This is a genomic window from Pseudidiomarina gelatinasegens (assembly GCF_004025325.1).
Taxonomy (GTDB): Bacteria; Pseudomonadota; Gammaproteobacteria; order Enterobacterales; family Alteromonadaceae; genus Pseudidiomarina; species Pseudidiomarina gelatinasegens.
Window position 1 is genome coordinate 19302 of record NZ_RSFE01000008.1, and the last position, 26530, is coordinate 45831.

The window sequence follows — 26530 nt, forward strand, 5'->3', positions numbered from 1 at the left end:
CGCCATGACGCGACCACAGGTGCTGCCGGTAACAGCGCTCATAGATGATGTAATTGCCTTGTTACCTGGCGCACGTGTGGTGCTCGAAGCACCGCCTGGTGCTGGCAAATCAACTGTTTTGCCTTTAGCTCTGCTTGATGCCGAAGTGCTGGCTAATCAACGTATTCTTCTTTTACAACCACGCCGCTTAGCAGCAATATCAATCGCAAATTTTTTGGCGAGTCAGCGCGGTGAAGCCGTTGGTCAGTCCATTGGCTACCATATTCGCGGCGAAGCTAAATTCAGTAACGACACACGGCTATTGATTGTTACCGAGGGTATGTTTACCCAGTACATTCAAAACGACCCAGAGCTGACAGGCGTTGGCTTGGTAATATTTGATGAGTTCCATGAACGTAATTTAACCAGCGATCTTGGTCTTGCCATGGCGTTAGAAAGTGCCAACCTTCGCAATGATTTAAGTTTACTCATCATGTCTGCCACACTACCGGCGCAGGCAATTGCAGATTGGTTGGGGGATGCGCAGGTACTAACAAGTGAAGGGCGCCAATATCCGGTCGACATTAGCTATCACCCAGTAACCTCCGGTCAACAATGGCTGCAACAACTACCCAGTGTGATTGAAAAAGCGATGCATATGGCGCAGCTGGGCGTGTTAGTTTTCGTGCCGGGGCAGCGCGAAATCAAGAAGTTGTGTGCGCAGTTTGAGCACACGCCGAATTGGGACGTCTTGCCGCTGCACCGACAAGTGCCTTTGACGGAACAAAAACGAATTTTCTCACCAAATCCAGCGCGGCGTCGGCTGGTTATTGCGACCAATATTGCCGAAACCAGTCTTACTATTCCAAACATTGACGTTGTGGTCGATAGTGGTCGTGAGCGGCAGGCTCAATTCTACCCACAGCATGGCATTACACGGTTGCTCACCCGACGTATTAGTAAAGCTTCAGCCATGCAACGTGCTGGTCGAGCTGGGCGCTTAGGGCCAGGATGCTGTATGCGTTTGTGGGCAAAAAATGAAGAGCATGGTATGCGTGAGTTTCAGGCACCCGATTTGGAAACGGCCGATTTAACTTCGCTGCTATTAGAGTGCCGTCGTTGGGGCGCAGCGCCTGCGCAGCTGAAATTTTTCAGTCAACCGAATAACGCGAATTTAGCTGCAGCAGACAAGTTATTGAATCAGCTTGGTATTAGCCACGACCATGGTGGATTAACTGCGATGGGGGCAAAAATTGCTGAATTCGGTGCCGAACCCCGAGTTGCGCGTATCTTGGCGTATGCGTCTGAACAGTCGTCAGGAGTGCGCGTGACAGCAGCTTGGCTGGTAGCTCAAATTGAGCAACCGGGCCCAGCAGAGGCCTTCCCAGCTGACGTAAGCCGCCTCGTGCCCGCGGCCCGTCAACGCTTTCAATATTGGTGCAGACGCCTTCAGGTCGAGCCTGCACAGCCTGATGCAACATGGGTGGCTGAGTTGTTGCTGTGGGGTTATAGCGACCGCATTGCACAGCAACGACGCAGCGGAGATGGCTATCTTTTGAGTTACGGCGGCGGTGCCGTTTTCCACCATGAAGACACGCGCTCGCGCTCAGCGTGGTTGCTGGTTATTGATATGATGCTTAGCGAGCAGCAAACCGATGCCATTATAGGTGCTGCTATTGCTTTAAATGAAAGTGACTTGAACCACCCAGCAGTTCACAAAGAGCATCGCACTGAGGTGCGCTGGCAAGGACCACAACAACGGTTACAAGCCGTTCAGGTTGAAGCTATCGGGGCTATCGTATTATCGGAAAAGCTCGCACCAACGGCTATTTCATCGGCTGATCGTTTAGCTGCGTTGACACGCTTTGTGAGCAATCAGGTCGCTTTACACGGGCTCGAGTACTTTACGCTGAACGATGAAGCCCGACAGTGGTTGGCGCGTGTTAACCTCTACCAAGCAAAGCTTAAGCCAGAGCATTGGCCCAATTTTGATATAGCCACTTTAGTTAATGAGCTTGAACGTTGGGCCACACCATATTGGCAGCACATCGATAGTCTACAGAAAATAAAGGCGTGGAATCCCTGCACCGCATTGCAAGCCCGTTTGACCTATACACAACATAATGAGCTGAATCAGGCCTGCCCAATAAACCTTGAGGTTCCAAGTGGACGGCAGGTAAAAATTGATTATTGCGCACAGCAACCAGTGGTTGCTGTGAAGCTACAAGAAATGTTTGGTGAGCCAATTTCTCCCACGGTATGTCATGGTCAAACAACTATTACCATAGATTTACTCTCGCCAGCCGGAAGATTATTGCAACGCACAGGCGATTTAGCTAGCTTTTGGAGTAATGCCTATCAACACGTTAAAAAAGAAATGAAAGGTCGCTATCCAAAACATCCGTGGCCAGATGACCCACGCCAAGCGCAAGCAACGCATAAAACCAAGAGACAGTTGAAATGACAAAGACCAAGAAGGTCAAGAAACCATCTGTATTACGTCGATTACTTGTGCTTGGGCTCAAGCTGGCGCTAATTGGTGTCGTGCTATTAATCGGGTATGTAATTTACCTCGACGCAAGCCTAACAGAACGCTTTAGCAGCAATCGTTATCAAGCTCCTGCGCTTATTTATGGGCGTAGCTTAACCTTGGAGCCAGCTGCGCCCATTTCGCGTGAGATGGTGGTTGCAGAGCTTGATCGATTAAATTATCAACGTGTCACGAAGGTTGCAGATACGGGCCAGTATAGCGTCACCGAGTATGGCATTGATTTCTACCGTCGGCCGTTCGACTTTGCACAAGGCCCACAAATGGCTCAGCGTGTTCAAGTCAACTTTGCTGGCGATCGGGTTCAGGCCGTGATGAGTCTGCCCAACGGTAGAAGACTCAACCGAGTTGAACTTGAGCCGCCTTACTTGGGCCGTTTATCGGGTGGCAATAAGGAAGATCGTTTATTAGTCGGGCTGGAACGTGTGCCAAGCTTGCTAATTGAAACCCTGTTGCTCATTGAAGATCGTGATTTCTACCACCATTCAGGCATTTCATTGACCTCAATTGGGCGTGCGGCGTTAGCTAACCTTGCAGCAATGCGAACCGTACAGGGCGGCAGCACGCTGACTCAGCAGTTGGTGAAAAACCTGTATCTAACGCGTGACCGTACCTTATGGCGCAAAGCCAATGAAGCGCTCATGGCGATTGTTCTGGACTACCGATTTAGTAAGAATGAAATTCTAGAAACGTACTTGAACGAAGTTTACTTTGGTCAGGATAGAGGCTCAGCGATTCATGGTATAGGGCTTGCCAGCAGGCTCTATTTTGGCAAGCAAGTTGAAGAACTCGATCCCGCTGATGTTGCACTATTAGTGGGGGTTATCAAAGGCCCTTCCTATTACGATCCGCGTCGCTACCCAGAGCGCGCGCAAGAACGGCGCGACCTTATTTTGCAGTTGATGTTCGCAGAAAATTTGATCAGTCAGTCGCAATACGTGGCAAGCGTTAATCAACCAGTTATTCCGCACGGCAGCGGGCGTTTGGTGAGCGAAAATATTCCCCATTATATGGAGTTAGTCCAATTTGAATTAGGGCGAATGCGCTTGCCAGAAAACTGGCAGCAAGACGGCTTGCGCGTGTTCACCTATCTTGATCCTCTGGCGCAAGAGGCCGCAGAACAAGCCCTGACGCGTGAGTTACCAAAAGTGAGTGAAGACTCCGAGTTGCAAGGCGCCGTGGTGATAGCGAATCACGAGCAAGCAGGCATTACCGCAGTTGTTGGTGATCGTAATCCGCGTCGCGTTGGCTTTAATCGTGCTGTAGCGGCGATGCGCCCTGTCGGCTCGCTGATCAAACCGTTGATTTATGCTGAAGCCTTTTCCAGTTTATCTGACTTTGAACTTGGTTCTTTGTTGTTTGATGAACCGTTGTTGTACGAACAGCAGGGGCAGCCTTCGTGGTCACCGCAAAACTTCGATAAAAAGCATGTGGGCGCCATGCTAGCTTATGACGCATTGGCGCAGTCTCGTAATGTTCCAGCAGTGCGGCTTGGCTTATCAATCGGCATTGACCGAATTGTTGATTTGTTGCAAGCCAGCGGGGTAGATACGCCGATACCGAATGTACCCTCGCTAACATTGGGAGCCGTACCATTGTCGCCGCTGGCGGTAACTGAAATATATAGCATGCTGGCGCAGCAGGGGGCTCACCGGCCGCTGCAAAGCATTCGTGCAGTGACCAACCATCAAGGCCTAACACTCTTTGAACGCCAGCAAACGGATGCGAAGCAAGTGTTTTCTGCTACCGCAGGTTACCTCGTGAATTACGGTTTACGTGGCGTGATTAATGAAGGCACAGGAAGTAAATTAGCAGACGCATTTGGGGTCAATAAACTGGCCGGCAAAAGCGGTACCACCAATGACTATCGCGACAGTTGGTTTGTGGCCTACGACAATAAACACGTGATTGCGGCGTGGTTGGGGCGTGATGACAATCAGCCGGTGCAGTTAACCGGTAGTAGTGGTGCGTTGCGCGTGGTGCAGGGGGTGTTGAGCCAATTGCTAATAACGCCGCTGGAATTGCAAACCCCAACCGACGTGCAGGCCGCTGCATTCCATCCAACGCTGGGTGTTCGTATTCCGGTTGAGTGTAATCATGCGCGCCTATTACCGGCGCGCAAAAAACAGTTGCCGGAAGATCTTGGTTGCTCCGGCGAAATTGAGGAAAAGTCGTGGTGGCAGCGCTTATTTTAGCGCTGCGAATGCCACTTTTGCTGCCGCCAAGGTCGCATCAATATCCGCATCAGAATGCGCAGCAGACATAAAACCAGCTTCAAAAGCTGATGGCGCTAAATACACGCCTTGCTTTAGCATACTGTGATAGAACGAACGGAAATGCGCCATGTTGCACTCGGTTGCTTGTTTGAAGCTGGTAATTGGGCCATCACCACTAAAGAAGAAACCAAACATAGAACCTGCCCGGTTTGTTGTAAATGGTATACCGGCTTCATCAGCTAAAGCTTGCAAGCCATCCAGAAGACGATCGACCTTGGCATACAGACCTGGATACAAGGCTTCGTCTTCAAGTTGGGTTAATGCAGCCAAACCAGCAGCCATAGCGACTGGGTTCCCCGACAATGTGCCCGCTTGGTAAACAGGGCCGACCGGCGCAATGTAATCCATGATTTCACGTTTACCACCAAAAGCGCCTACTGGCATACCGCCACCGATTACTTTGCCAAGGGTGGTTAAATCTGGAAGTACTTTATAGCGTTCTTGTGCGCCGCCACGGGCAACACGAAATCCTGACATAACTTCGTCAAAAATAAGCACACTGCCATACTCGTCACAAATTTCACGCAAGCCTTCTAAGAATCCTGGGGCCGGCGGTATGCAGTTCATGTTACCTGCAACAGGCTCAACGATGATCGTTGCAATGTCATTGCCGCACTCGGCGAATATTTGGCGTACCGACTCTAAATCATTAAAGGTGACGGTAAGTGTGTGTTTGGCAAAGTCTTCAGGAATACCTGGTGAGCTGGGTACGCCCAGAGTTAACGCGCCTGAGCCTGCTTTTACCAGCAACGCATCAGCATGTCCGTGATAACAGCCTTCAAACTTGAGAATTTTGTCACGCCCGGTAAAGCCACGTGCCAAACGAATGGCTGTCATGGTTGCTTCGGTGCCTGAATTCACCATCCGCACTTTCTCAATGGACGGTACTAAAAATTTTATCTTTTCAGCCATTGTGATTTCATTGGCTGTTGGCGTGCCGAAACTCAGTCCGCGGTCAACTGCTTGGTGCGTTGCTTCGCGAATAGCGGCATTGTTGTGTCCCAAAATCATTGGGCCCCAAGAACCGACATAATCGATGTAACGCTGGCCGTCGGCATCAAACATGTAAGCACCATCGGCGCGTTCGATGAAAATTGGCGAGCCGCCAACCCCATTAAATGCGCGAACGGGAGAGTTTACGCCGCCAGGAATGCTATGTTGTGCTTGGGCAAATAATTCGTCAGAACGTGACATTCGTTTCCTCATATTCATTGTAGATGGACTAATAACCGGTGCGTTTTTCGCTGTACCAGTTCACATCGCATTCATATTTATCAACCTGGTCCGCCACACCTAATGTTAAAGCGAATAGGGCCATTCGAATTAAAACGCCGTTATCGGCTTGACGAAATATGGCCAAATTAGGATTTTGGTTCAGATCATTATCTAATTCGTTGGCTTCTGCGCGCGAATCACGTGGTAACGGGTGCATAATTACTGTGTTCGGCTTGTAGTGCTTGGTATAAATTTCGCTGTTAAGCCTAAATTTACCCCGGTATAAATCTGCTTCTTGCGGTGTTGTAAAACGCTCTTGCTGAATACGTGTTTGGTAAACAATATCAGCATCGGAGATACCGCTCACTTGGTCAGTAATCACCACCTGATGACCAGCTTGTGCTAGAACCTCTAACACGCTGTCCGGCATGGCTAATTCGCGTGGTGAAATTAAGGTGAAGCGAATATTTTTATACATGGCCAGTAGTCGCGACAAGGAATGCACGGTACGGCCGAATTTTAAGTCGCCCATCATGCATATATGCATGCCATCTACCGTGTGACCATGGTAGGCCAACTCTTGCTTAATGGTGTACAAGTCGAGTAATGCTTGGGTTGGGTGTTCGTTGGCACCGTCGCCGCCATTGATAACCGGAACACGACTACCTTCGGCAAACTCTGCCACTGAGCCAGATTTTGGGTGGCGCATTGCAATGACGTCACTGTAGCTGCTCAGTACACGTGCGGTGTCATAAAGGGACTCACCTTTTGCCAGTGCTGAACTCTCCATTCCGGTAGTTTCACGCACTTCACCGCCAAGTAAATTGAATGCGGTACCGAAACTTACCCGAGTTCGCGTTGACGACTCGAAGAACAAGTTGCCAAGAATTGCACCATCAAGAACTTTTGTGCGCTTTTGACGCCTCGCGTAGGGCTGCATGCGGTCCGCAGTCGCAAAAATAGTTTGAATGCTATCAATATCGAATTGGTCAACAGAAAGGATGTTGGCACCGGTAAAATTCATGATTAGAGGCCCTGCAGTGATGGAAAACACTGGACGAATACTTTATCAGAAAGTGTGCCTAAAAAGAATGGTCAAGCCATTAAAACGGCTTGACCACAGCTAAAATAATGATCGCAAATAAAGCTAACACGGGCACTTCGTTAAACACTCGATAAAATTTGTGGCTGCGGGTATTACGATTGTGTTTAAAGTCCGACAAAAGCTTAAAGCAGTAGCCATGATAGACATAAAGCAAAGTAACCAGCACTAACTTAACGTGCAACCAAGCGCTTGCTTTAAGCCAAGCAGCCCCATATATCCACATTAGAGCTAAACCAAAAACCAAGGTGAGAATCGCAAATGGCGTTACAAAATACAGTAACCGACGTTCCATCACTTTGAGTTGTTCGCTAACGTTTTCGTTGTCGTTCTGGGCGTGGTAGACAAATAGCCGTGGCAAATAGAAAATACCGGCAAACCAAGCCACCATAAATATTACGTGAAACGCTTTAAGCCAAAGAATCATATGACCGCCTGTACCCGACTATTTTTAGTTGCGTGATGATAACCGCCTGCGTAGCATGGCGCTAACTCATGATAAGAAGTGAATCGATGAAAGAGAAGAAAAATATCATAATCAGCGCTTTGGTTCACCGTTTTGGTGGCTGGGGTGTGCTTGCTCTGGCAATAGCCTGTGGCGCTTTGGCCGGATACTGGGGTGGCAACTGGCATGTGCTGGCGCTCCAGGATGAAATTGAGCGCAAAGAACTGCTCATTGAACAGCTTTACGAACGCTCAGAAACCTTCGACTATCAGCAACATATTGCGACTGTCGAGCTTGGCATAGAGCGTGCCGCAAGTAAAAGCCTGCAACAAGAGTTGCTCATGGCACAAGACGAGAACTTTGCCCTGCGGCGCGAACTGACTTTTTATCAAAAAATTATGGCGCCAGAACTTGAGGCGAGCGGGGTCGTTATCGACTCGCTGGAGCTACAAAAGAATATCGCGGCGAATCACTTCCACTTCAGGCTGGCTATTGTGCAAATGGAGCGACTACGAAACCTCACCAAGGGGTCGTTAAATATACGATTGCATGGCCGGAAGGAGGGTAAGTCAGCCAGCTTTGATTTACTGGCTTTAGCGAACATTGAGGCTAAAGATCGTCAATTCAGTATGCGCTATTTCACCGTTCAGGCAGGCGACTTTGTGTTACCGGATGATTTCCTGCCCGAGCGCATTGATGTTGAAGTAAATATCAATGGCTCGAAGCAACCCCTGACTCGTAGTTTTTTCTGGAGTCAATTGTTGCAGGAACGCGCAAAGCAGGGCGTGGAATAATTACGTGTTATAGTAGGGTCAATACTTGACCCTTTTAGTCAGGTAAGCGAAAATAGCAGCTGAATTTTCAAGAGGTACCAAAACATCATGACCGACGCAGCACAAGCGATGCCTATTCAGTTTACTGAATCTGCGGCAAACAAAGTAAAGAAACTTATCGCCGAAGAAGAAAATCCGGCGTTAAAACTGCGTGTGTACGTAACAGGTGGTGGGTGTTCTGGCTTCCAGTATGGTTTTACTTTTGATGAGAAAGCCAACCCTGGGGATATGGAAATAGAAAAAAATGGTGTCACCTTGGTGGTTGATCCAATGAGCTTGCAATATCTGGTCGGCGGAACTGTAAACTATGAAGAAGGTTTGCAAGGCGCCCGATTCTTCGTTGATAACCCAAATGCGACCACTACCTGTGGTTGTGGGTCTAGCTTCGCGATCTGAGGATGAGTTAACTCGCGCTTTCGGTTAGAATATTCCCACACATTCTAAGCGAGGTTTTTATGAGCGCATACGCAGATCATATCGCCACGGTCCGTGCCCGTTTTGACGCGGCACTTTCCGCGACGGGTTACGACTCAGTTCTTATTTACGCGGGCCAACCGCGCGTTGCATTTCTAGACGACAACCCAGCCCCTTATAAAGTAAACCCTTTGTTTAAATATTGGGTTCCGGTTATTGAAAGCCCCAAAAGTGCAATCTTCTACGAACCAGGTAATAAACCGGTGGTTTTTCTGTTTAAGCCACGCGATTTTTGGCACGCTGAAGTCAAAATCCCTGTTGAAGAATGGCAGGAACATGTTGAGCTGGTTGTGATTGACGAGCAAGATAAAATGACAGCTTGGCTTGGCGATAAGTTAAAGTCAGCCGCATTTATTGGTGAAGACTTCGCTGAACCTGTTGCCAGTTGGCCAGTTAAGGCACGCAACCCGGCAAATTTGATTGACCACCTGCACTTCCACCGTGCGATTAAAACTGAGTGGGAAGTCGGGAATCTGCGTGAGGCGAATAAATTAGCCGCTAAAGCACATATTGCTGCACGTGATGCGTTCATGAGCGGTGCTAGCGAATTAGAAATTCACCACGCGTACCTTGCCGCAATAAACTTTCGTGAATGCCAAGTTCCTTATAACAGTATTGTTGCCTTGAATGAACATGGCGCGGTGCTGCATTACGATGTATACGAAACCCAAGCCCCAGCTGAGTCACGCTCATTTTTAATTGATGCAGGTGCTTTATACCGAGGTTACTGTGCCGATATAACGCGCACATATGCACGGAAACCTGGTTTCTTTGCAGATTTGATTGCAGCGATGGACGTTGCACAGCAAGAACTGCTGACTGAGATTAAACCTGGCATTAACTATTATGAACTGCACGTTAGCCAACATTTAAAAATTGCTAAGATTCTTAGTGAATTTGGATTTGTAAAAGGTTCGGCGGAAAGTATTTACGAGCAGGGCTATAGCAGCGCATTTTTCCCGCATGGGCTGGGCCATTTTATTGGGCTTCAAGTTCATGATGTTGGCGGTTTCTTAGCCAATGACCGTGGTGACACGATTGCCCGTGACTCGCGCCATCCATTCTTGCGACTGCTGCGTGATGTTGAGGTGGGGCAGGCGTTCACCATTGAACCGGGCTTATATGTTGTCGACCAGTTACTGGAAGCGCATCAAGGCAATAGTGATTTTAATTGGCAACGCATTGATGAGTTGCGCCCATATGGTGGGGTGCGTATCGAAGATAGCATTGTGGTTGGTGAAAACGGCCGTAATGAAAATCTAACGCGTGACGCCTTTGCCGCTTTGGGAGTTTAATTACTCACGGCAAATAAAGACCACCAAGTACCGTAGGCCGGCTGGCGCCGGTTACTGCGGGTAAATTGCCAGGGGTACGCTGCATATAGCAGCGTGCCAGCCAAGCAAACGCCATAGCTTCAACATGCTGCGGCGACACGCCAAGCACTGATGTGGCATGCCAGCCTCGATGTGGAAGTGCTGATTTCAAAGCGCTCATAAGAATTGGGTTATAGGCACCGCCGCCAGCGACGAAAATAGTTTCGGGCGGCTCTGGAAGCCATTGTGATATAGCATCCGCAACTGTGTGCGCCGTTAGAGCTACTAAGGTTGCTTGAATGTCTTCAGGTTGATAACTATCTAGGTTCTTCACGTGACTTCGCAACCACTCCAAGTTGAAGTCGTCGCGGCCTGTGCTTTTGGGCGGCGGTCGGCTGAAGTAACTATCCGCAACTAACTTTTCAAGCACATCATCAAGCACGGCGCCTTTGGCTGCGAATGCACCGTGTCGATCAAATTCGTCAGAATGTTCAGGGTGGCATGCTTTAAACCAGCGGTCCATTAAGGTATTCGCCGGGCCGGTATCAAAACCAGTCACTCCCGCGGGTGTGCCCGGAAGCCATGTGATATTCGCAATGCCGCCGAGATTAAGAATAACCCGTGATTCATCAAAACTGCTAAAAATGGCTTGATGGAACGCTGGTACCAAAGGCGCTCCCTGTCCACCCAGGGCAATATCCTTACGCCGAAAGTCGGCGACAACCGGAATACCAGTTAACGCTGCAATGGTGTTTGGATCACCAAGTTGAAGGGTGTAATGGGGCTTTGCATCAGGCTGATGGCGTACTGTCTGCCCATGACTTCCAATCGCTTTAATCGCGTTGGGCGACACATTAATATGGCGCAGGAATTCAGTGACGCACTGGGCGCTAAACATGCCAAACAATCGGTCAGCCGAACCCCAAAGATCGAGTTCGTCGGCTCCTGGCTGACACAATTGATGCAGTTGTTGTTGTAAATTATCCGGAAGCGGAAAGTGTTGGTGGCTCAGTAATTCAGGCTGCTCACCATCAAACTCAACTAACACCACATCCAGCCCATCCATACTGGTGCCAGACATGAGGCCTAAGTAGAGTTCACGTTGCGACATCAGCGCATCGCCAAGTATAACCGTTTGCTGTCGTTCAGAACTGCGAGCCGCTGCTGGGCGGTCTCTTTGAACACCGGTAATTCCGCTGCAATCAATGATTCAGCTTGCGGGAACTTAACCGTGCGAGGGTTGCGATGCACACCATCAACAAGGAATTCATAGTGCAAGTGCGCGCCAGTGACACGACCGGTGGCACCAACTCGACCAATGAGTTCACCCTGCTTAACGCGCTGACCTTTTTTGACAAGCCGTTTACTCAGGTGCAGGTACTTGGTCACATAGCGTTCACCATGCTGGATGAAAACATAATGGCCATTCAAATTGTTGTAGGCACTTGCGATAACGCGGCCAGCACCCGACGACATAATAGGTGTTCCGGTTTTGGCTGCGTAATCAATACCGTTATGCGGGCGTACTTGGCCAGTCACCGGATGCAGTCGGCGCGGATTAAAGCTCGAACTGATATAAGTAAACTTGACCGGCGAGCGCAAAAACGACTTACGCATCGCACGACCTTCAGCGTTGTAGAAGTCACCATTGTCATGCAGGAAAGCCTGGTAATGCTCGCCACGATTAACAAATTCGGCGGCTAACACACGGCCGTACCCGACAAACTCGCCGTCCGCGTATTGCTTCTCAAACATAACACTGAATTCATCACCTTCGCGTAAATCTAGCGCGAAATCGATGTCCCAGCCGAAAATATCAGCAATACTCATAATCTGACCTTCTGTCAGACCGGCATCAATACCGGCGTTCCAGAAACTTGATTGGATGCGTGCGTGAGCGGTTTCTGTGCGAACCTCAACACTCTTTGCTTCAATTTCGCTGACAAAACCTTGTTCTGTCTTGGTAATCACCAAGGTATCCGTTGGGTTTAGCTGATAAGCAATCTGGATAAGTTCGTCGTTTTCGTCACGTGCAATACGCAATGTATCACCAGGGTGAATCTTGCGCAGATACTTGTCGGCCTGGCTATCTTGAGTGACGCGATAAAGTTGTTGTGGAGAAAGACCCATTTTATCGAATATACGGGCTAACGAATCACCAGAACGCACTTCATAGCCACTCCAGCGTACGCTTGTTTCAGCATTATTGTTCGCAGCACCTTGCTGCGCTTCAACGCTAATCTCTAATTGGTAGCGTTGGCCTAGAATAAGTTCAGATTGCCCTAATTGTGGCTCACTGACATGACGAGATGCTGTTGCTGACTCAGATGGCAGCAACACAACCAGCAACGTTGCCGCACAGACGGAGCTGAGCAGCACTTGGTGACGCCGCGGTAACGCAGCGATAAATCTTGCCATATATTTTGGAATCGACTTCATAACCTTCCGACGTGTTAGCGCTCTTTAGTTGTTAGAGTATCGTTAGATCTGATTGCAGAATAATACGAAGTATGGCGATTTTCCAGTCAATTTACGTTTAATTACGCTTAAACCGGCTGGAGAAATAGCATACAATGCGGGGTTCGTGGCCAAATTGAACGATATCAGGAGAAAGTCAACTATGAAATTATCAGCTGCGGATGCGTTTGCAGAGATTGCGCGTGGTACCGAAGAAATTCTTTTAGCAGAAGAGCTTAAAGAAAAGCTTGCTAGTGGCAAGCCGCTGGTAATTAAAGCTGGTTTTGACCCTACCGCTCCTGATTTGCATCTTGGTCACACGGTTTTGATTAATAAAATGCGCGCTTTTCAAGATTTAGGCCATGAAATTGTTTTTTTGATTGGTGATTTCACCGGCATGATTGGTGATCCAACCGGCAAAAATGTAACACGTAAGCCGCTTTCCCGCGACGACGTATTGGCGAATGCTCAAACTTACAAAGAGCAGGTTTTTAAGATACTCGACCCAGCTAAGACTAAAATCCGGTTCAATTCGGAGTGGATGAACGACCTTGGTGCGGCGGGCATGATAAAGCTTGCAGCACGTCAAACAGTGGCGCGGATGCTTGAGCGGGACGACTTTAAGAAGCGTTATAGCACCGGACAACCGATAGCAATTCACGAATTTCTGTACCCACTCGTGCAAGGGTGGGACTCAGTAGCATTGAAGGCCGACGTTGAACTGGGCGGAACCGACCAGCGCTTTAACTTATTAATGGGCCGAGAACTGCAAAAAGATGAAGGCCAGAAGCCACAAACCGTGGTGATGATGCCGTTGCTTGAAGGCCTTGATGGCGTTCAGAAAATGTCTAAATCGTTAGGCAACTATATTGGGATTACTGAACCGGCCAACGAGATGTTCGGCAAAGTCATGTCGGTTTCTGACGACTTAATGTGGCGTTACTATGAGCTATTAAGCTTCCGCCCATTGGATGAAGTAACAGCGTTCAAGCAGGCCGTGAAAGATGGCGCTAATCCACGTGATTACAAAGTTCTGTTGGCTAAGGAAATTATTGCACGCTTTCATGATGCAGCCGCTGCCGATGCAGCTGAGCAAGACTTTATTCAACGGTTCAGTAAGAATGCTATCCCGGACGATATGCCGGAACTAACGGTTGCCAGTGAAAACGGTGAGTTGGCTATTGGGAATCTGCTGCGTGAAGCTGAGCTCGTAGCATCCACTTCAGAAGCCTTGCGCATGATTAAGCAGGGCGCGGTTAAAGTAGATGGCGATAAGGTAACTGATACGAAAATGGTTGTTGTATCAGGATCAACAGCGGTTTATCAGGTGGGCAAACGCAAGTTCGCGCGCATTACTTTAAGCTAAACACCTGGCGCTCTGATGCATTGGCCATTAGGCCATTGCATCAGCGTGAGGTGCTCACCCCAAACACATCCGGTATCAAGCGCAATCACATCATCACGTTGAGTATTTCCCATCAAAGCAGCCCAGTGACCAAACACAAGGGTTGTATCACTGACATCCCACAACTCGAACCATGGCACCAGATGCTCAGGCACATTGGGGTCATTTGGCGCAGTTTTAACGGAAAAGTTTAAGTGCCCGCCGGTATCGCAAAAGCGCATCCGTGTGAAGGCGTTGATTATAAATCGAATACGCTCATCACCCTGCAAATCATCAGTCCATTGGCTTGGCTCATTGCCATACATGCTTTGCAAAAATCCGGGTAACTGGTCATTTGTCCACGCAGTCTGCAGCGCTGTAGATACTTCATTGGCGTAATTTTCAGCTTGGTCGATGGTCCACCAGGGATAAATTCCGGCATGGGTCATGACCAAGTTATCATTGCTGCGCAATAGCAGCGGTTGTTGAACTAACCAGCCTATCCAGTCACGCTTTTCTGCATCGGTTAAAGCGAGAATCGCACCTAACTTATCTTTTGGATCAGCCTCGCGTACGCCGCACAAAACAGCCAGTAAGTTTAAGTCGTGATTGCCAAGTACGATGTGGGCTGAGGCCCCAAGTTCACGAACTATCTCTAAACTTCGTAGTGAAGCAGGTCCGCGGCCAACTAAATCACCAACACACCAGAGTTCGTCAAATTTCGGGTTGAAACTTGCCTGTTCAAGAACTTTTGAGACCTGCTCTGCACAGCCTTGAATATCACCAACCAGATAACGCGCCATAATAAATGGCCTGTTTAGTGAATTATGTTTGGAATGGCGAGGCGAAACGACGGTATCTCGACATCAAACCGGTCACCCGTAGTATCTACCATGGTGTAGAAGCCTTCCATAGTTCCTATCGGCGTGGCGATTACTGTGCCGCTGGTGTAGCTATAACTTTCGCCAGGCGCTATATGCGGTTGTTCGCCAACCACACCATCGCCAGCGACCCGTGTGATTTTATGATCGGCATCGGTTATTTTCCAAGCCCGCTTGAGTAACTGAACCGAAACATCCGACTGATTTGTAATGGTAATTGAATAGGCAAAAGCATACTCGCCGACGGTCTCATCGGAATGGGATGCAATGAAATGAGTTTTAACCTCAATATCGATATTACGCATGGTCACCTTGCTGTTCGCTGTACCAGTCTGCTAAGCGGCAATAATCCGCTACTGACAATGTTTCTGGACGGGCATTAGGATCAATGCCAAGAGCCTCGAGCTGATCGTCGTTCATTATTTGCTTGAGGTTGTTACGTATGGTTTTACGACGTTGGTTAAATGCAATCAAGCAGATTTTATGCAGTGCTACCCGATCTTTTACCGGGTACGGCGACTCTTTATAAGGTATCAGTCGCACAACGGCAGATTCAACCTTTGGCGGCGGCGTGAAGGCGCCTGGCGGAACCATGAGAACTAATTCAACCTGACACGCTTGCTGTATAGAGACACTAATGCGCCCGTAAGTTTTACTGTTGGGCTCGGCCGCTAAGCGTTCAACGACTTCTTTTTGCAACATAAAGTGCATGTCTTGAATGACTTCAAGGTGCTCAAGCAAATGAAAAATTAACGGAGTTGAGATGTTGTAAGGCAAATTACCAAACACCCGTATCGGCTTTTCTACCGCAAATTGGCGGAAGTCGGTTTTTAATGCGTCACCGCGAAATACTGTTAATTTGCTTTGTAGAAACGGGTGCCGTTCTAACCGCTCCGCAAGATCGCGATCAAGCTCAACAACCGTTAGTTTTCCGGCACGCTCAACAACTGGCTCAGTCAGAGCAGCTAAGCCGGGACCTATCTCGACCAGATTCTCTTCGGGTTGTGGATTTATAGCATCGACAATATCGTTGATTACGAACTGATCATGAAGAAAGTTTTGTCCAAAACGTTTGCGAGCGCGATGGCCCAAATGTGTTTTTGTCATCGATTTACCATGTCGATTGCAGTACGTAAAGCGAGCAACGCACTGCTGTCATCTATGTTATGAGTGCCGGCGCGATCGAGAGCGGTGCCATGATCGACCGAAGTACGAATAAAGGGCAGACCCAAGGTGATATTAATTGCGTTGCCGAATCCTTTGTATTTTAACACAGGCAGGCCTTGGTCGTGATACATCGCAACGATAACATCGGCATTGGCTAAATAATGAGGTTGAAATATGGTGTCTGCCGGATAGGGGCCGGAAACTTGCAGGCCCTTATTTCTTAAATTCTCAAGTGCTGGGCTAATGTGTTCAATTTCTTCTAGCCCAAGATGTCCCTGTTCGCCCGCATGTGGATTAAGCCCGCAAACAAAAATGCGCGGTTGCTCAATGCCCCACTTAGCATTCATATCGTGCGCAATAATTTCGAGGGTTTCTTCTACGCGCTCACGCGTGATTGCCGCAGGTACTTGGCTTAACGGTAGGTGAGTGGTCACTAAGGCGACACGTAAACCTTCTGTGGCAAGCATCATCACAACACGCGGCGTATTACTTAATTCGGCAAAGAATTCTGTATGCCCGCTAAATGAAATACCGGCTTGATTAATAATGCCTTTATGTACCGGGCCTGTAACCAATGCATCGAATTCACCATGCATGCAGCCCTCACCGGCACGTTTGAGCGTGGCGATTACGTAGCTGGAGTTGGCATCATCGAGTTGTTGTGGAATAGCTGGCTTTGCCAAGGGCACGGAGCAAACAGTCAACGAACCCGCAGTGTGTCTGCGGGCTGGATTCTGTTGACTGTAGGGAATAATGTGCAGCGGTAAACCAAGTAATTCGGCGCGCTGCTGAAGTAACTCAGGATCAGCAACAACAACTAACTCAACCGGCCAATCCTGTTGCGCGAGATGCACCGCAAGGTCAGGGCCAATACCAGCTGGCTCACCCGGTGTAAATGCAATTCGCACTGCAGTCATAGTTATTACTCAATCAGCGTTTCGATATAGGCTTGGTCGCGCATTTCTTGCTGCCAGTTCTCTAACTCTTCTTGATACTTGCGGCTAAACAGAAGTTGGTATGCACGATTCTCTTTGCTGCGTTTGGTTGCATCAAGCTTGCGACGTTCGAGCACTTCAAGAATGTGCCAGCCGAATTGAGTTTGGAAGGGCTCGGTAATTTCACCAATGGGTGAACGCTCAACTTTACGCTTAAACTCTTCTGCATATGCGCTCGGTTCAGACCAACCTAAGTCGCCGCCATTGGCTGCTGAACCTGGGTCTGCTGAATGCTCGCGCGCGGCATCTTCAAAGCTTAATTCACCGGCCATAATTTCTGCACGTAGCTCGGCGAGCTTTTCTTGTGCACGTCGTTCCGACAATATAATCGATGGTTTAATAAGAATATGACGTGCTTTTACTTCGTCAATTTCTACTTGTTCTATACCACGTACATCAGAGACTTGCAGAATATGGAAGCCAACGCCGCTGCGCAGTGGGCCAACCAATTCACCTTTTGACTTGTTACGTACCGCATCAGCAAATAGGGTCGGCATTGCATTAATGTTCATCCAACCCAAGTCACCGCCCTCTAGGGCGCGTGGGCCGGACGATGATGTGATAGCCGCTTGCGAAAAGTCGGCACCTTCAGCTAAACGCTCGATAAGTTGCTCAGCGCGCGCTCGGGTTGCTTGCACTTCATCGGCAGAAGCACCATCACGGAAGCCAAGAAGAATATGGCCTAAGCGATATTCAACTTCTTGCTCTGTGGCCTGGTTCATCGCGTTTACCAGGTTTTGAATTTCTTGTGGTGAGACAGCAACGCGACGACGCACAGCGGCTCGCTGAACTTCACCAATGATCATTTCCTTACGAACTGATTCGCGAAAGTTTTCCCAGTTAACACCTGAGGCTTCGTTTTGTGCGCGCAGTTCGTCGACAGTGATACCTTGGTCCTGTGCAATTGACACTAACGTCTGTTGCAGTTGGGCATCAGAGATGGTTATACCCATGCGCTCGGCCATCTGCATTTGTAATTCCGACAGTACCAACCGATCCATTGCTTGAATGCGTAATACTTTGTCAGAAGGCAAGGCAGTATCGCTTTGTGCTGAATTACGTTTCACTTGTTGAACAAGTTGCTCAACTTCACTTTCTAAAACAACACCTTCGTTAACAACCACTGCGATGCGGTCGAGCACCTGTTGGCTCCATGCTGTAACACTTAGCGAGAGCAATGCGGTTGCCGCGAGAACTTTTACAATTTTACCCATGAATACTACCTAGTTGCTTAAATGGAATGGGTGACGGTAGCCAAACAAGCTCTGCTCTAGTAGATCAAGCAAGCTGCGGTTATCGCTTCCCAAGCCTTTTATTATAAATTGAATGCTTACACCGTTGTCGAACTCTGGAGCGCCGACTTGTGGCAGTCCAGTATTAAATTCTAAATTGCGATTAATGCGTCGATACCCACTAATTCGCATTGCCCAACAACAATCACTGTACTGTAACGCAATGAGCGCGTCGTTGGTACGACTGTTTGCAAGGTCGTAATACCAATTTGACGCCATTTGCCAGCGCGGGCTGAGTTCTACGACACCGATCATGCCAACTTGTTCCACATCTTCTTCAAGTAAGTTGGTAACCGTTCGGTGACTGAATTGAATCAAATTAAATTCGTCTTTTCGGTATTCAATCGTCGTTTGGCTCTTACGGGTGCGATGTAGCTCCAAGTTATATTGAATTGAGCTATTGAAGTACATGTTGTTGTTGATGCGAAAACGCGTTTCCAGAGCTAAATCAGAGCGACTGGCGAGGTTTTCGTCTGCGGATTCTAGCAATTGTGTTTGGCTATTCTCAAAATAATAAATCTGGCCAAAGCTGACGCGGGCAAGTTCGCGTGCTTGATTATCGAACAAGCTTGTTGATACCCCAACCGTTGCCTGATTGGCGTCGGCAATTCGGTCTAAACCGGAAAAACGCCGGGCACGAAATAAGCCTTGGTAATCGTCCTGCATCAACGTTGAGTCGTAGATGCCAATGCCTGACTGATCACGGTAGGGGGTATACAAGTATTGAATCTGCGGTTGCAAAGTATGCAGGTAGGCTTCATCACCAATTTCCACCGAGCGCTCTAAATTAACACGGCCACGCCAGCGGAACGTTGGCAAGCTCCGAGTTGGATTCGCGGTTAAACCGGTAGCTAAATTTTGCTCTTGATCGTAGTAAGTGTAGGCATAACTGAGCTCTGCCAACCAATCAAAGCCGGGGTGCTCAAGGTGGTAGCGTAACTGTGGCTCTAAATGCACACGCGTGGCCGTGTCGGTGCTGTCATCCTGATTACGAAAATGCGAGAGCTCACTAAATAAGGTGAAATCTAAATCGAGCGGTGAGCTATGGCTATAGTGACTGGTTATTTGCGGCATGGTTCGATAAGGCGAACGGTAATTGCCGAGCAGTTCAAAGTCTTCCGCACGCAAAGTAACTTGCCAGTCATCGGTTAAATAATCGAGCTGCGCATGCCGATACAACTGCGCATCGGCACGCCCCGCAAAATCACTGCCCAAATCATTCAGATAGTCATCGTCACTAATAAAGGTGCCGTTAATGTAACCGCGCCAATGGTCGCCCCAAATGTGTGATTGTTCAATACGCCATAAGTAGCGTGCACTGTTATCAACTGTGCTGTCATCGTTTTCCAAATAAGCGAGATTGTATTGGCCTTCGCTGGTTTCACTTAAGAAACGAAACTCGCCTTGCATCTGTAGGCCACGTTCGGCCATGTATCGTGGCGCAATAGTTGCATCCATATTAGGTGCGATGTTGATGTAATAAGGTGCTTCAACCTCGAACCCGTTCTTCTGTGATGAACGGAACGTTGGGAACAAAAATCCAGATTTTCGCGCGTCAGTCACAGGAAAATTGATATATGGAATATAAAGAACCGGCAGCCCAAACAGTTCAAACTTGGCATGCCAAGCTTCACCCCATTCTTCGTCTTCACTTAAAGAAATCTCTTGCGCGCTCATCTGCCATGCAGGGTTGTCACCCGGGCATGTGGTAAATGTTGAACCCTCTAGAATGACGCGTTGGGGTGACAACGACAACACATCGGCTTTGCCATGCGCGCCAGTTGCTGTGAGTTGATACCGAGCGCCGCTCAAAAAGGCACGATTTTCACCTGAGTTTAAGCGGAAATTCTCAGACGCGACCTGCACATACCCATTAGTGAAACGTGTTGCACCGCTGGCGTTAATATTTCCGGTTTGCTGGTTTATCTGTGCTTGTTGGGTACGCAGTTGCTGCGCATCAAGCTGCACTTCAACATTGCCGTAAAAAGATGCAACCTGTGTGGTTGAGTCGATATCTGCGCGGTTAGCTCGCACGCCAATGGCGCCAGTGGGTAGGCCCGTGATTGGGTGGGTTGGGGCATCAAATAACGGAGCAGGAAGCGGGCATACTTCGGACAGTTGCGCGTTCGCTGGTTGCTGCGCATGAACAGAATAGCTGCTGATCGCAAGTGCTACCGTCCATAACGAGGTCCGAAAATTTTTATGCATGTAGCCAAATACCCAAGTTTTCCTTCACAATGTGCAGGCTATGATAAAGCAATTTTTATTCTGCTGCCATTTGCTACACTGGGTTTTTCACTTATCTGTCAGCGGCAGCATGATTTGATGAATAAATAATCGCCACGAGGGCCATGTGAACGAACAACGAGAAATACAATTACAAGCCTGGTGTGAGGCTGTCACCGGTTACCGTCAACAGCGATTACAGCCCGTGTCAGGCGACGCGAGTTTTCGTCGTTATTTTCGCACCTCTGACGGGCACCGCAGTTTGATTGCTGTTGATGCGCCGCCACCGCAGGAATCGTTACAACCATTTATTGCGATTGCTCAAGCCTACGCAGAGCAGGGCGTAAATGTCCCCGAAGTTATTGCTGCAGACGAGAAGCAAGGCTTCATGTTGTTGTCAGATCTAGGGTCAACGTTGTTACTCAGCGAGCTGACGGAAGCGTCAATGAGCGGTTGGTATCGGCAAGCATTAGCTGATTTAACCGCGATAATGCGTGTGCAAAACACCGAACTGGGCTCATTACCCAACTATGACGAGGCTTTGTTGCGGCGCGAATTAGACTTGTTTCATGATTGGTTGGTCGGCACCCATCTTGGGCTGAGCCTGTCTCATGAAGAAAAAGCGATGTGGGCGAATTTTTGCGACACGCTAACCGCTAATGCACTTGAGCAGCCGCAAGTTGGCGTTCATCGCGATTACCATGCCCGCAATATTATGGTGCAAGCACACCAGAAATTAGCTTATATCGACTTTCAGGACGCGGTGCGTGGGCCGATAACCTATGACGCGGTGAGCTTACTGCGCGACTGTTACGTGCGTTGGCCCCATGATTTGGTACAACAGCTTAGCCATGATTTGTATAATCAATTGCAGCATCAACAATTACTTCCCGTTGCGGTTTCCGTTGAGCAATGGCAACGCTGGTTTGACTTGATGGGCCTGCAGCGTCACACCAAAGCGGCTGGAATTTTTGCGCGGCTTTATCATCGCGATGGCAAAACAGGCTACTTACAAGACATACCGCGCACAGTGGACTATCTGTACGACATCGCTGGGTTTTATCCGGAGTTTAACGACTACCGCCATTGGTTGGCCGAGCGGGTGCAACCCGCGCTGCAGGAACTAATCTGATGCGCGCCATGATATTAGCAGCGGGCCGAGGCGAACGTATGCGCCCGCTGACCGACACCACCCCAAAACCTTTGCTGGAAGTAAACGGCAAAGCGCTGATTGAATATCACCTTGATCAACTTGCCAAGCAAGGTGTCGAGTGTGTAGTAATTAATCATGCGTGGCTGGGTGAAAAAATCGAAACACAGTTAGGAGACGGCCGCCGCTTTGGTTTGAGCATTGTCTATTCGGCAGAACCGTCTGGTGGCCTGGAAACAGCCGGGGGGATTATCCGCGCGTTACCTTATTTGGGTACTGAACCCTTTTGGGTCATCAATGGCGATATATTCACAGACTTTGATTTTGCTCAGCTGCCGCAACAGCTATCAACCGGACATTTAGCCCACCTGTTGTTGACGAAGAATCCCCCCCATAATCGGCAGGGCGACTTTACGGTAAAAAATGGTCTATTAAAGTGTGCGGAAGAAGGTGAAACCAGTTACACATACACGGGCATGGGCTTGTATTCACCAGAAATGTTCTCCATGTATAATCCTGGCAGTGAGCAGTTTGTTCGGTTACGCCCATTCTTAGATAAAGGCGCACAGCAACAACAGTTAGCAGCAACAATCATCGACGCCGCATGGACAGATGTTGGCACGCCCGAACGTTTAGCAGAATTACAGGAGTACCCATGATTTGGGGTAAGATTCTTGGTGGTTTTTTTGGTTTTCTATTTGCGCGATTTATTGGCCTATTACTCGGTGTTTTAATTGGGCATTGGTTTGATAAGTCGTTGACGCGCGCCATGCAACAGGGCGCAGCACAACAGCCTCAGCAATTTGTGAGCACGTTATTTGGTGTGCTCGGGCACTTGGCGAAATCAAAGGGCCGTGTCACCACACAAGACATTGATTACGTCACACAACTCATGACCCATTTGCAACTCTCTGAAGACGCGCGCGCGCAAGCGCAAGAAAGTTTTCGTGAGGGTAAAGAAGCTGATTTTCCGTTAACGCAACGGGTGCAACAGTTACGTGCACAGCTTGCGTGGCGACGTGATTTATTGCAGTTTTTCCTGGAGCAGTTGCTCACAGTCGCCTTGCACGATGGCCAGCTTGATCAAGCCGAATACGATGTTTTGGTGAAAGTGACCGAAGCACTTGGTTTTCGTCGCGCACAACTGGATATCTTGCTGCAAATGGCGCAAGCCGGGCAACGGTTTGGCGGTGGTGGGCGCTCAAGTCAGCAAAATGCGCAGGCCTCAGCGAGTCAAATTGATGATGCATACGCCGTGCTCGGGGTTGCCCGCTCAGCAAGTTTCTCTGACGTGAAAAAAGCGTACCGCAAGCTGATGAATAAACATCATCCAGATAAGCTAGCAGCACAGGGTTTACCGCCTGAAATGCGTGAGTCTGCTCAGGCAAAAGCACAGCAAATTCAGGCAGCGTACGAGCTTATTAAAAGTCGGCAGGACAATTAAAGGTAAGCTCAACGCCAGTTTTTGGGTGCGTAAAAGCGAGTTTTTCAGCGTGCAGTAACAGCCGGTTTGCAGCCGCATAGGCTTCGGTTCCGGCGTAAAACTTATCGCCGAGAATCGGAGTTCCGAGGGCTTGCATATGCACCCGCAGTTGATGTGAGCGGCCGGTGTATGGCGTCAACTCAACCACATCACCGGCAGCATGTTCGGCAATAACTCGGTAAAGCGTCGCGGCAGGTTTGCCCAGACGCAAATCGACCATTTGCCGTGGCCGATTTGGCCAGTCGCAGCGCACTGCCAATTCAATTAAACCGCGATTTGCAGGTAAGTGCCCCCACACATGAGCACGATAGCGTTTTGTCACCGTGCGCCGCTCAAATTGCCGCTGTAGTCCAGCCTGCGTTACCTTGTCGCGAGCAAACACCATCAAGCCCGACGTTGCCATGTCCAAGCGGTGTACTACGCGTAGATTAGGCATCACGCGTTCTAACCGTGTCCACACCGAGTCGCGGTGTTCTGGTGCTTTACCAGGCACGCTTAACAAGCCGCTTTGCTTATTGACCACCACCAGGTCAGCATCGCTGTAAACAATTGTCACAAACGGATGCATGGGGGGTGCGTAGTGAAGCAGCGTCATGCAGACATGTTCACTATCACGCGCACTGAATCAAGCTGCAGAACAGGTTGTTCAAGGGCTTCCAGCAGCCCTTGCTGGCGCAACGCTACCGCTTCGATTTCGCTGTCACGTACCAGTGGGTTGCGTTCCCGTAAATTGATCAAGCGTTGTTGTTGTGACGACATCGCTTCTTTCACGTGGTGTCGAGCCTGCTCAAGCTGTTGTTGCTGGCCTAGCTCCGCGGGTTTCCAAGCGGTTTGAATGGCTTTTTGACAGGCACTGCGTAGCTGTTTGAGCAGTTGCCGCGCTTGCTTTTTATCAATGAACTGCAGTTGCTTATCCAGCACACCGGCTGCAACTTTATCGGTTAAGTCGCGGCCGTTGCTATCGAGCAATACGCGAAAGCTATGGCGCGGGTAAAACTCGCTCATCACCAGTTGTTTCGGTGCCATGGCAAAACTACTGAAGTGCAGCTCAATAAACCAAGCTCCGGCAGGCAGGGCGCGATTTTGCATGAGTCCAACAGCGGTGCTGCCATAAGTGTCGTTGGTCAATAACTCTAACGCTTGCTGCACCAGCGGGTGATCCCAACTCAAATAAGCAACGTCTTCGTGAGTCAGTGCATACTCCCGTGAAAAAGTGACGGTGATGCCTTCGTCGGGTAAGCCTTCCATCGGCACGCGCATTTGCTCTGACGGGCGTAGCCAACCGCTATCTTCGTTGAGGCGGTCGAATTCAATTCCGAAACGCGCCCAAAACGACACCATAAAGGATTCAAGCTCGCTCGCTTGTTCAATTTCGGTAATGGTTTCTAGCAGTTGTGCAATCTGATGCGGGCGAAAAGCATTCAGTTCTTGCAGGCGATCTCGGCCGGCATCAACTTCAGCCCGTAAAACTTGGCTGGCTTCCTGCGTGTCTTCGACAAGATCTTCAAGCTGGTCCAAATCAAAATCACCGGTATCGAGCTCGTCGATAAGCACATTAACCTGCTCGGCAAATTGTTGATGCAAATTCGCACCGATACCGTTGGTTTGTGTAAATGCGTTCATCGCGTTGTACCAAGCAAATAAGACCTGCTCAGGTGTGCCTTCAACAACCGGCACATGAATCGTGATTTCGTCTTGCTGACCAATTCGGTCGAGACGCCCAATGCGCTGTTCAAGTAAATCCGGGTGGCGCGGCAAATCAAATAAAATCAAATGTTGGGCGAACTGAAAATTGCGCCCCTCACTGCCAATCTCGGAACACAGTAACAATGGGCAACCGTCTTCTGGGCTGGCGAAAAATGCCGCGGCACGGTCCCGCTCAATCAGACTTAAACCTTCATGGAAAACGGCTGCGTGAATACCGTGTTGTATGCGTAACATTTCATGCAATGCGAGCACCATTTCAGCGCTGCGGCAGATTAAAACAAACTTGTTCTGTTTGTTTTCTTTCAGCAGGTTTACCAACCAAGCAAAACGGCGCGTTAATGCATCACCCGCCTCGAGCGCTGTCATTTGCACGCGCCGTTCAGGGAATCCACCAATATGAGCACGGCTATTGCGAAACATAACCCGGCCGGTGCCATAACTGTCTAATAGCTCATCCAGCGTGGAATTGTCGCCGGAACTTGCAAGCGCTTCAGCTTGTGGCGCCAAGGCTTTGTAATTGGCTTGATCCGATTTGAATTTTTCAAAGCTATCAAAGCGGTCGGGATCAAGCAGTTGAAGCCGTGCAAAGTGCGCTTCTAAACCTGCTTGTTCAGGTGTTGCAGTAAGCAGTAACACGCTCGATATCTGCTCACATAATTGTTGCACCAAGGCAAAACGTTGATCTTGAGGCGCAATTTGATGGGCCTCATCAATGATTAACAAGTCCCAGTCCACTTCGAGTAATTCCGCGGACCACATTGGATGCGACAACAACGACTGCGGGATAACGACAAGTTGCTCACTGGCAAATACAGCGCCACCGTCAAGTGCAGCTTGTTCGCAGCGTTCAGTATCAAACAGACTAAAGCGAAGGTTGAACCGACGCAGCAACTCAACCAACCATTGATGCGCCAAACTGTCAGGAACCACAATAAGAACGCGCTCGCTGCGTCCGGTCAGTAGTCTGCGCTGCATAATTAAGCCGGCTTCGATGGTTTTACCCAAACCCACTTCATCAGCCAGTAGCACACGTGGATGGTGGCGATCGGCTACAGTCGCAGCGATATAGAGTTGATGTGGCAGTAATTCTGCGCGCGCGCCAATCAAGCCTGCAGCGGGGCTTGTTTGCCATGCACTTAAATGATGGTGAGCCTGTAAGCGCAGTTGATACATGTCTAAGCGATCAACTTTGCCGGCCAGAATACGTGTTAACGGATGGTTGGTAGCAACTTGTGCGGCTAGCTGCGCCTCAGGAACGGTCACAGATTCATCGGAGTCTTCACGAACCCCATGATAAGTCAGTACGCCGTTGTGTTCGTCGACTTGATTGACGCGGAAGTGCCAACCATCACCATGTTGGCCCTGTTCATCAACTAACAACTGGTAGCGCGCTAGCGGAGCGTCAGCTATCGCATACTGTCGAAATTCACCAGTAACTGGGAATAGTACAGTAACCATTCGTCCTTGCAGTTGGCTAACTATACCAAGTCCCTGTTCCATCTCAGTTTCACTGAGCCATCGTTGACCCGGAATAAATCGCATTGACGTTGTGTTCGCTACCATTCAAATAAGACCTTTAACAGCATAGTCGATAATAAGGGCG

The 26530-nt window shown here is 49.1% G+C and carries 22 protein-coding genes; 9 read left to right on the forward strand and 13 right to left on the reverse strand.

What is annotated here, in order from left to right; genetic code table 11:
• Positions 1-4: 4 nt before the first annotated feature.
• A complete protein-coding gene (gene hrpB, locus EGC76_RS10015) occupies positions 5-2443 on the forward strand; it encodes an ATP-dependent helicase HrpB (RefSeq protein WP_128352863.1) in 2439 nt (812 codons plus the stop codon).
• A complete protein-coding gene (gene mrcB / locus EGC76_RS10020; protein ID WP_128352864.1) occupies positions 2440-4722 on the forward strand; it encodes a penicillin-binding protein 1B in 2283 nt (760 codons plus the stop codon). The genes hrpB and mrcB overlap by 4 nt, the downstream gene beginning before the upstream one ends.
• On the opposite strand, the gene hemL is transcribed toward mrcB, so the two are convergent.
• The 3 genes from hemL to hemJ all read right to left on the reverse strand — a co-directional run bounded on the left by hemL (position 4714) and on the right by hemJ (position 7547).
• On the reverse strand, positions 4714-5997 hold the full coding sequence (gene hemL, locus EGC76_RS10025) for a glutamate-1-semialdehyde 2,1-aminomutase (protein ID WP_128352865.1): 1284 nt from the start codon (positions 5995-5997) through the stop codon (positions 4714-4716). The genes mrcB and hemL overlap by 9 nt on opposite strands.
• 28 nt (positions 5998-6025) lie before the next feature.
• Positions 6026-7042: an aspartate carbamoyltransferase gene (locus tag EGC76_RS10030; RefSeq protein ID WP_128352866.1), complete on the reverse strand. Its 1017-nt coding sequence runs from the start codon at positions 7040-7042 to the stop codon at positions 6026-6028.
• Between the two features lie 79 nt (positions 7043-7121).
• Positions 7122-7547, reverse strand: coding sequence for a protoporphyrinogen oxidase HemJ (gene hemJ, locus EGC76_RS10035; protein WP_128352867.1), 426 nt, complete (start codon positions 7545-7547; stop codon positions 7122-7124).
• A gap of 86 nt (positions 7548-7633) precedes the next feature.
• Here hemJ and EGC76_RS10040 point away from each other — a divergent pair, with 86 nt between their 5' ends.
• From EGC76_RS10040 to pepQ, 3 genes are all read left to right on the forward strand, one after another.
• Complete coding sequence (locus tag EGC76_RS10040) at positions 7634-8359, forward strand: DUF6776 family protein (protein WP_128352868.1); 726 nt, start codon at positions 7634-7636, stop codon at positions 8357-8359.
• 87 nt (positions 8360-8446) lie between these two features.
• Positions 8447-8794, forward strand: a complete 348-nt coding sequence (gene erpA, locus EGC76_RS10045) for an iron-sulfur cluster insertion protein ErpA (RefSeq protein WP_128352869.1) — start codon at positions 8447-8449, stop codon at positions 8792-8794.
• 59 nt (positions 8795-8853) lie between these two features.
• Positions 8854-10167: a Xaa-Pro dipeptidase gene (gene pepQ, locus EGC76_RS10050; protein WP_128352870.1), complete on the forward strand. Its 1314-nt coding sequence runs from the start codon at positions 8854-8856 to the stop codon at positions 10165-10167.
• Positions 10168-10171: 4 nt separating this feature from the next.
• On the opposite strand, the gene EGC76_RS10055 is transcribed toward pepQ, so the two are convergent.
• Together EGC76_RS10055 and EGC76_RS10060 are read right to left on the reverse strand one after the other, a co-directional pair.
• Positions 10172-11296 (reverse strand): anhydro-N-acetylmuramic acid kinase, encoded by a 1125-nt coding sequence (locus EGC76_RS10055; RefSeq protein ID WP_128352871.1) that lies wholly within the window; start codon positions 11294-11296, stop codon positions 10172-10174.
• The gene (locus EGC76_RS10060) at positions 11296-12603 is read right to left on the reverse strand and encodes a peptidoglycan DD-metalloendopeptidase family protein (protein WP_423811313.1); all 1308 of its coding nucleotides are present in this window, start codon (positions 12601-12603) and stop codon (positions 11296-11298) included. Before EGC76_RS10060 ends, EGC76_RS10055 begins: the two co-directional genes overlap by 1 nt.
• A 202-nt stretch (positions 12604-12805) precedes the next feature.
• Here EGC76_RS10060 and tyrS point away from each other — a divergent pair, with 202 nt between their 5' ends.
• On the forward strand, positions 12806-14008 hold the full coding sequence (gene tyrS / locus EGC76_RS10065) for a tyrosine--tRNA ligase (protein ID WP_128352873.1): 1203 nt from the start codon (positions 12806-12808) through the stop codon (positions 14006-14008).
• On the opposite strand, the gene EGC76_RS10070 is transcribed toward tyrS, so the two are convergent.
• Genes EGC76_RS10070 through EGC76_RS10095 form a run of 6 tightly spaced genes read right to left on the reverse strand, consistent with a single transcriptional unit; the run spans position 14005 to position 20569 of the window.
• A complete protein-coding gene (locus EGC76_RS10070; protein WP_128352874.1) occupies positions 14005-14829 on the reverse strand; it encodes a symmetrical bis(5'-nucleosyl)-tetraphosphatase in 825 nt (274 codons plus the stop codon). The two genes, tyrS and EGC76_RS10070, sit on opposite strands and share 4 nt — an antisense overlap.
• Positions 14830-14843: 14 nt before the next feature.
• Positions 14844-15212, reverse strand: a complete 369-nt coding sequence (gene apaG / locus EGC76_RS10075) for a Co2+/Mg2+ efflux protein ApaG (RefSeq protein ID WP_339879562.1) — start codon at positions 15210-15212, stop codon at positions 14844-14846.
• A complete protein-coding gene (gene rsmA / locus EGC76_RS10080; protein ID WP_128352876.1) occupies positions 15205-16014 on the reverse strand; it encodes a 16S rRNA (adenine(1518)-N(6)/adenine(1519)-N(6))-dimethyltransferase RsmA in 810 nt (269 codons plus the stop codon). Before rsmA ends, apaG begins: the two co-directional genes overlap by 8 nt.
• Entirely contained in the window at positions 16011-16991 is a 981-nt protein-coding gene (pdxA, locus tag EGC76_RS10085; RefSeq protein ID WP_128352877.1) for a 4-hydroxythreonine-4-phosphate dehydrogenase PdxA, read from the reverse strand. The genes rsmA and pdxA overlap by 4 nt, the downstream gene beginning before the upstream one ends.
• Before the next feature lie 5 nt (positions 16992-16996).
• Positions 16997-18283 (reverse strand): peptidylprolyl isomerase SurA, encoded by a 1287-nt coding sequence (gene surA, locus EGC76_RS10090; protein ID WP_128352878.1) that lies wholly within the window; start codon positions 18281-18283, stop codon positions 16997-16999.
• A gap of 9 nt (positions 18284-18292) precedes the next feature.
• Entirely contained in the window at positions 18293-20569 is a 2277-nt protein-coding gene (locus EGC76_RS10095) for an LPS-assembly protein LptD (RefSeq protein WP_128352879.1), read from the reverse strand.
• Positions 20570-20714: 145 nt separating this feature from the next.
• On the opposite strand from EGC76_RS10095, the gene EGC76_RS10100 reads away from it, so the two are divergent.
• From EGC76_RS10100 to djlA, 3 genes are read left to right on the forward strand one after another with little or no spacing between them, the layout of a single operon-like run.
• Entirely contained in the window at positions 20715-21719 is a 1005-nt protein-coding gene (locus EGC76_RS10100) for an aminoglycoside phosphotransferase family protein (protein WP_128352880.1), read from the forward strand.
• Positions 21719-22396: an N-acetylmuramate alpha-1-phosphate uridylyltransferase MurU gene (murU, locus tag EGC76_RS10105; protein ID WP_128352881.1), complete on the forward strand. Its 678-nt coding sequence runs from the start codon at positions 21719-21721 to the stop codon at positions 22394-22396. The genes EGC76_RS10100 and murU overlap by 1 nt, the downstream gene beginning before the upstream one ends.
• The gene (djlA, locus tag EGC76_RS10110) at positions 22393-23181 is read left to right on the forward strand and encodes a co-chaperone DjlA (RefSeq protein ID WP_128352882.1); all 789 of its coding nucleotides are present in this window, start codon (positions 22393-22395) and stop codon (positions 23179-23181) included. Before murU ends, djlA begins: the two co-directional genes overlap by 4 nt.
• Here djlA and EGC76_RS10115 read toward each other — a convergent pair.
• Together EGC76_RS10115 and EGC76_RS10120 are read right to left on the reverse strand one after the other, a co-directional pair.
• Positions 23159-23815 carry a pseudouridine synthase gene (locus EGC76_RS10115; protein ID WP_128352883.1) on the reverse strand — a complete coding sequence of 219 codons (657 nt, stop codon included), beginning with the start codon at positions 23813-23815 and terminating at the stop codon, positions 23159-23161. The two genes, djlA and EGC76_RS10115, sit on opposite strands and share 23 nt — an antisense overlap.
• Positions 23812-26490: an SNF2-related protein gene (locus tag EGC76_RS10120; RefSeq protein ID WP_246013960.1), complete on the reverse strand. Its 2679-nt coding sequence runs from the start codon at positions 26488-26490 to the stop codon at positions 23812-23814. Before EGC76_RS10120 ends, EGC76_RS10115 begins: the two co-directional genes overlap by 4 nt.
• Positions 26491-26530 lie beyond the last annotated feature (40 nt).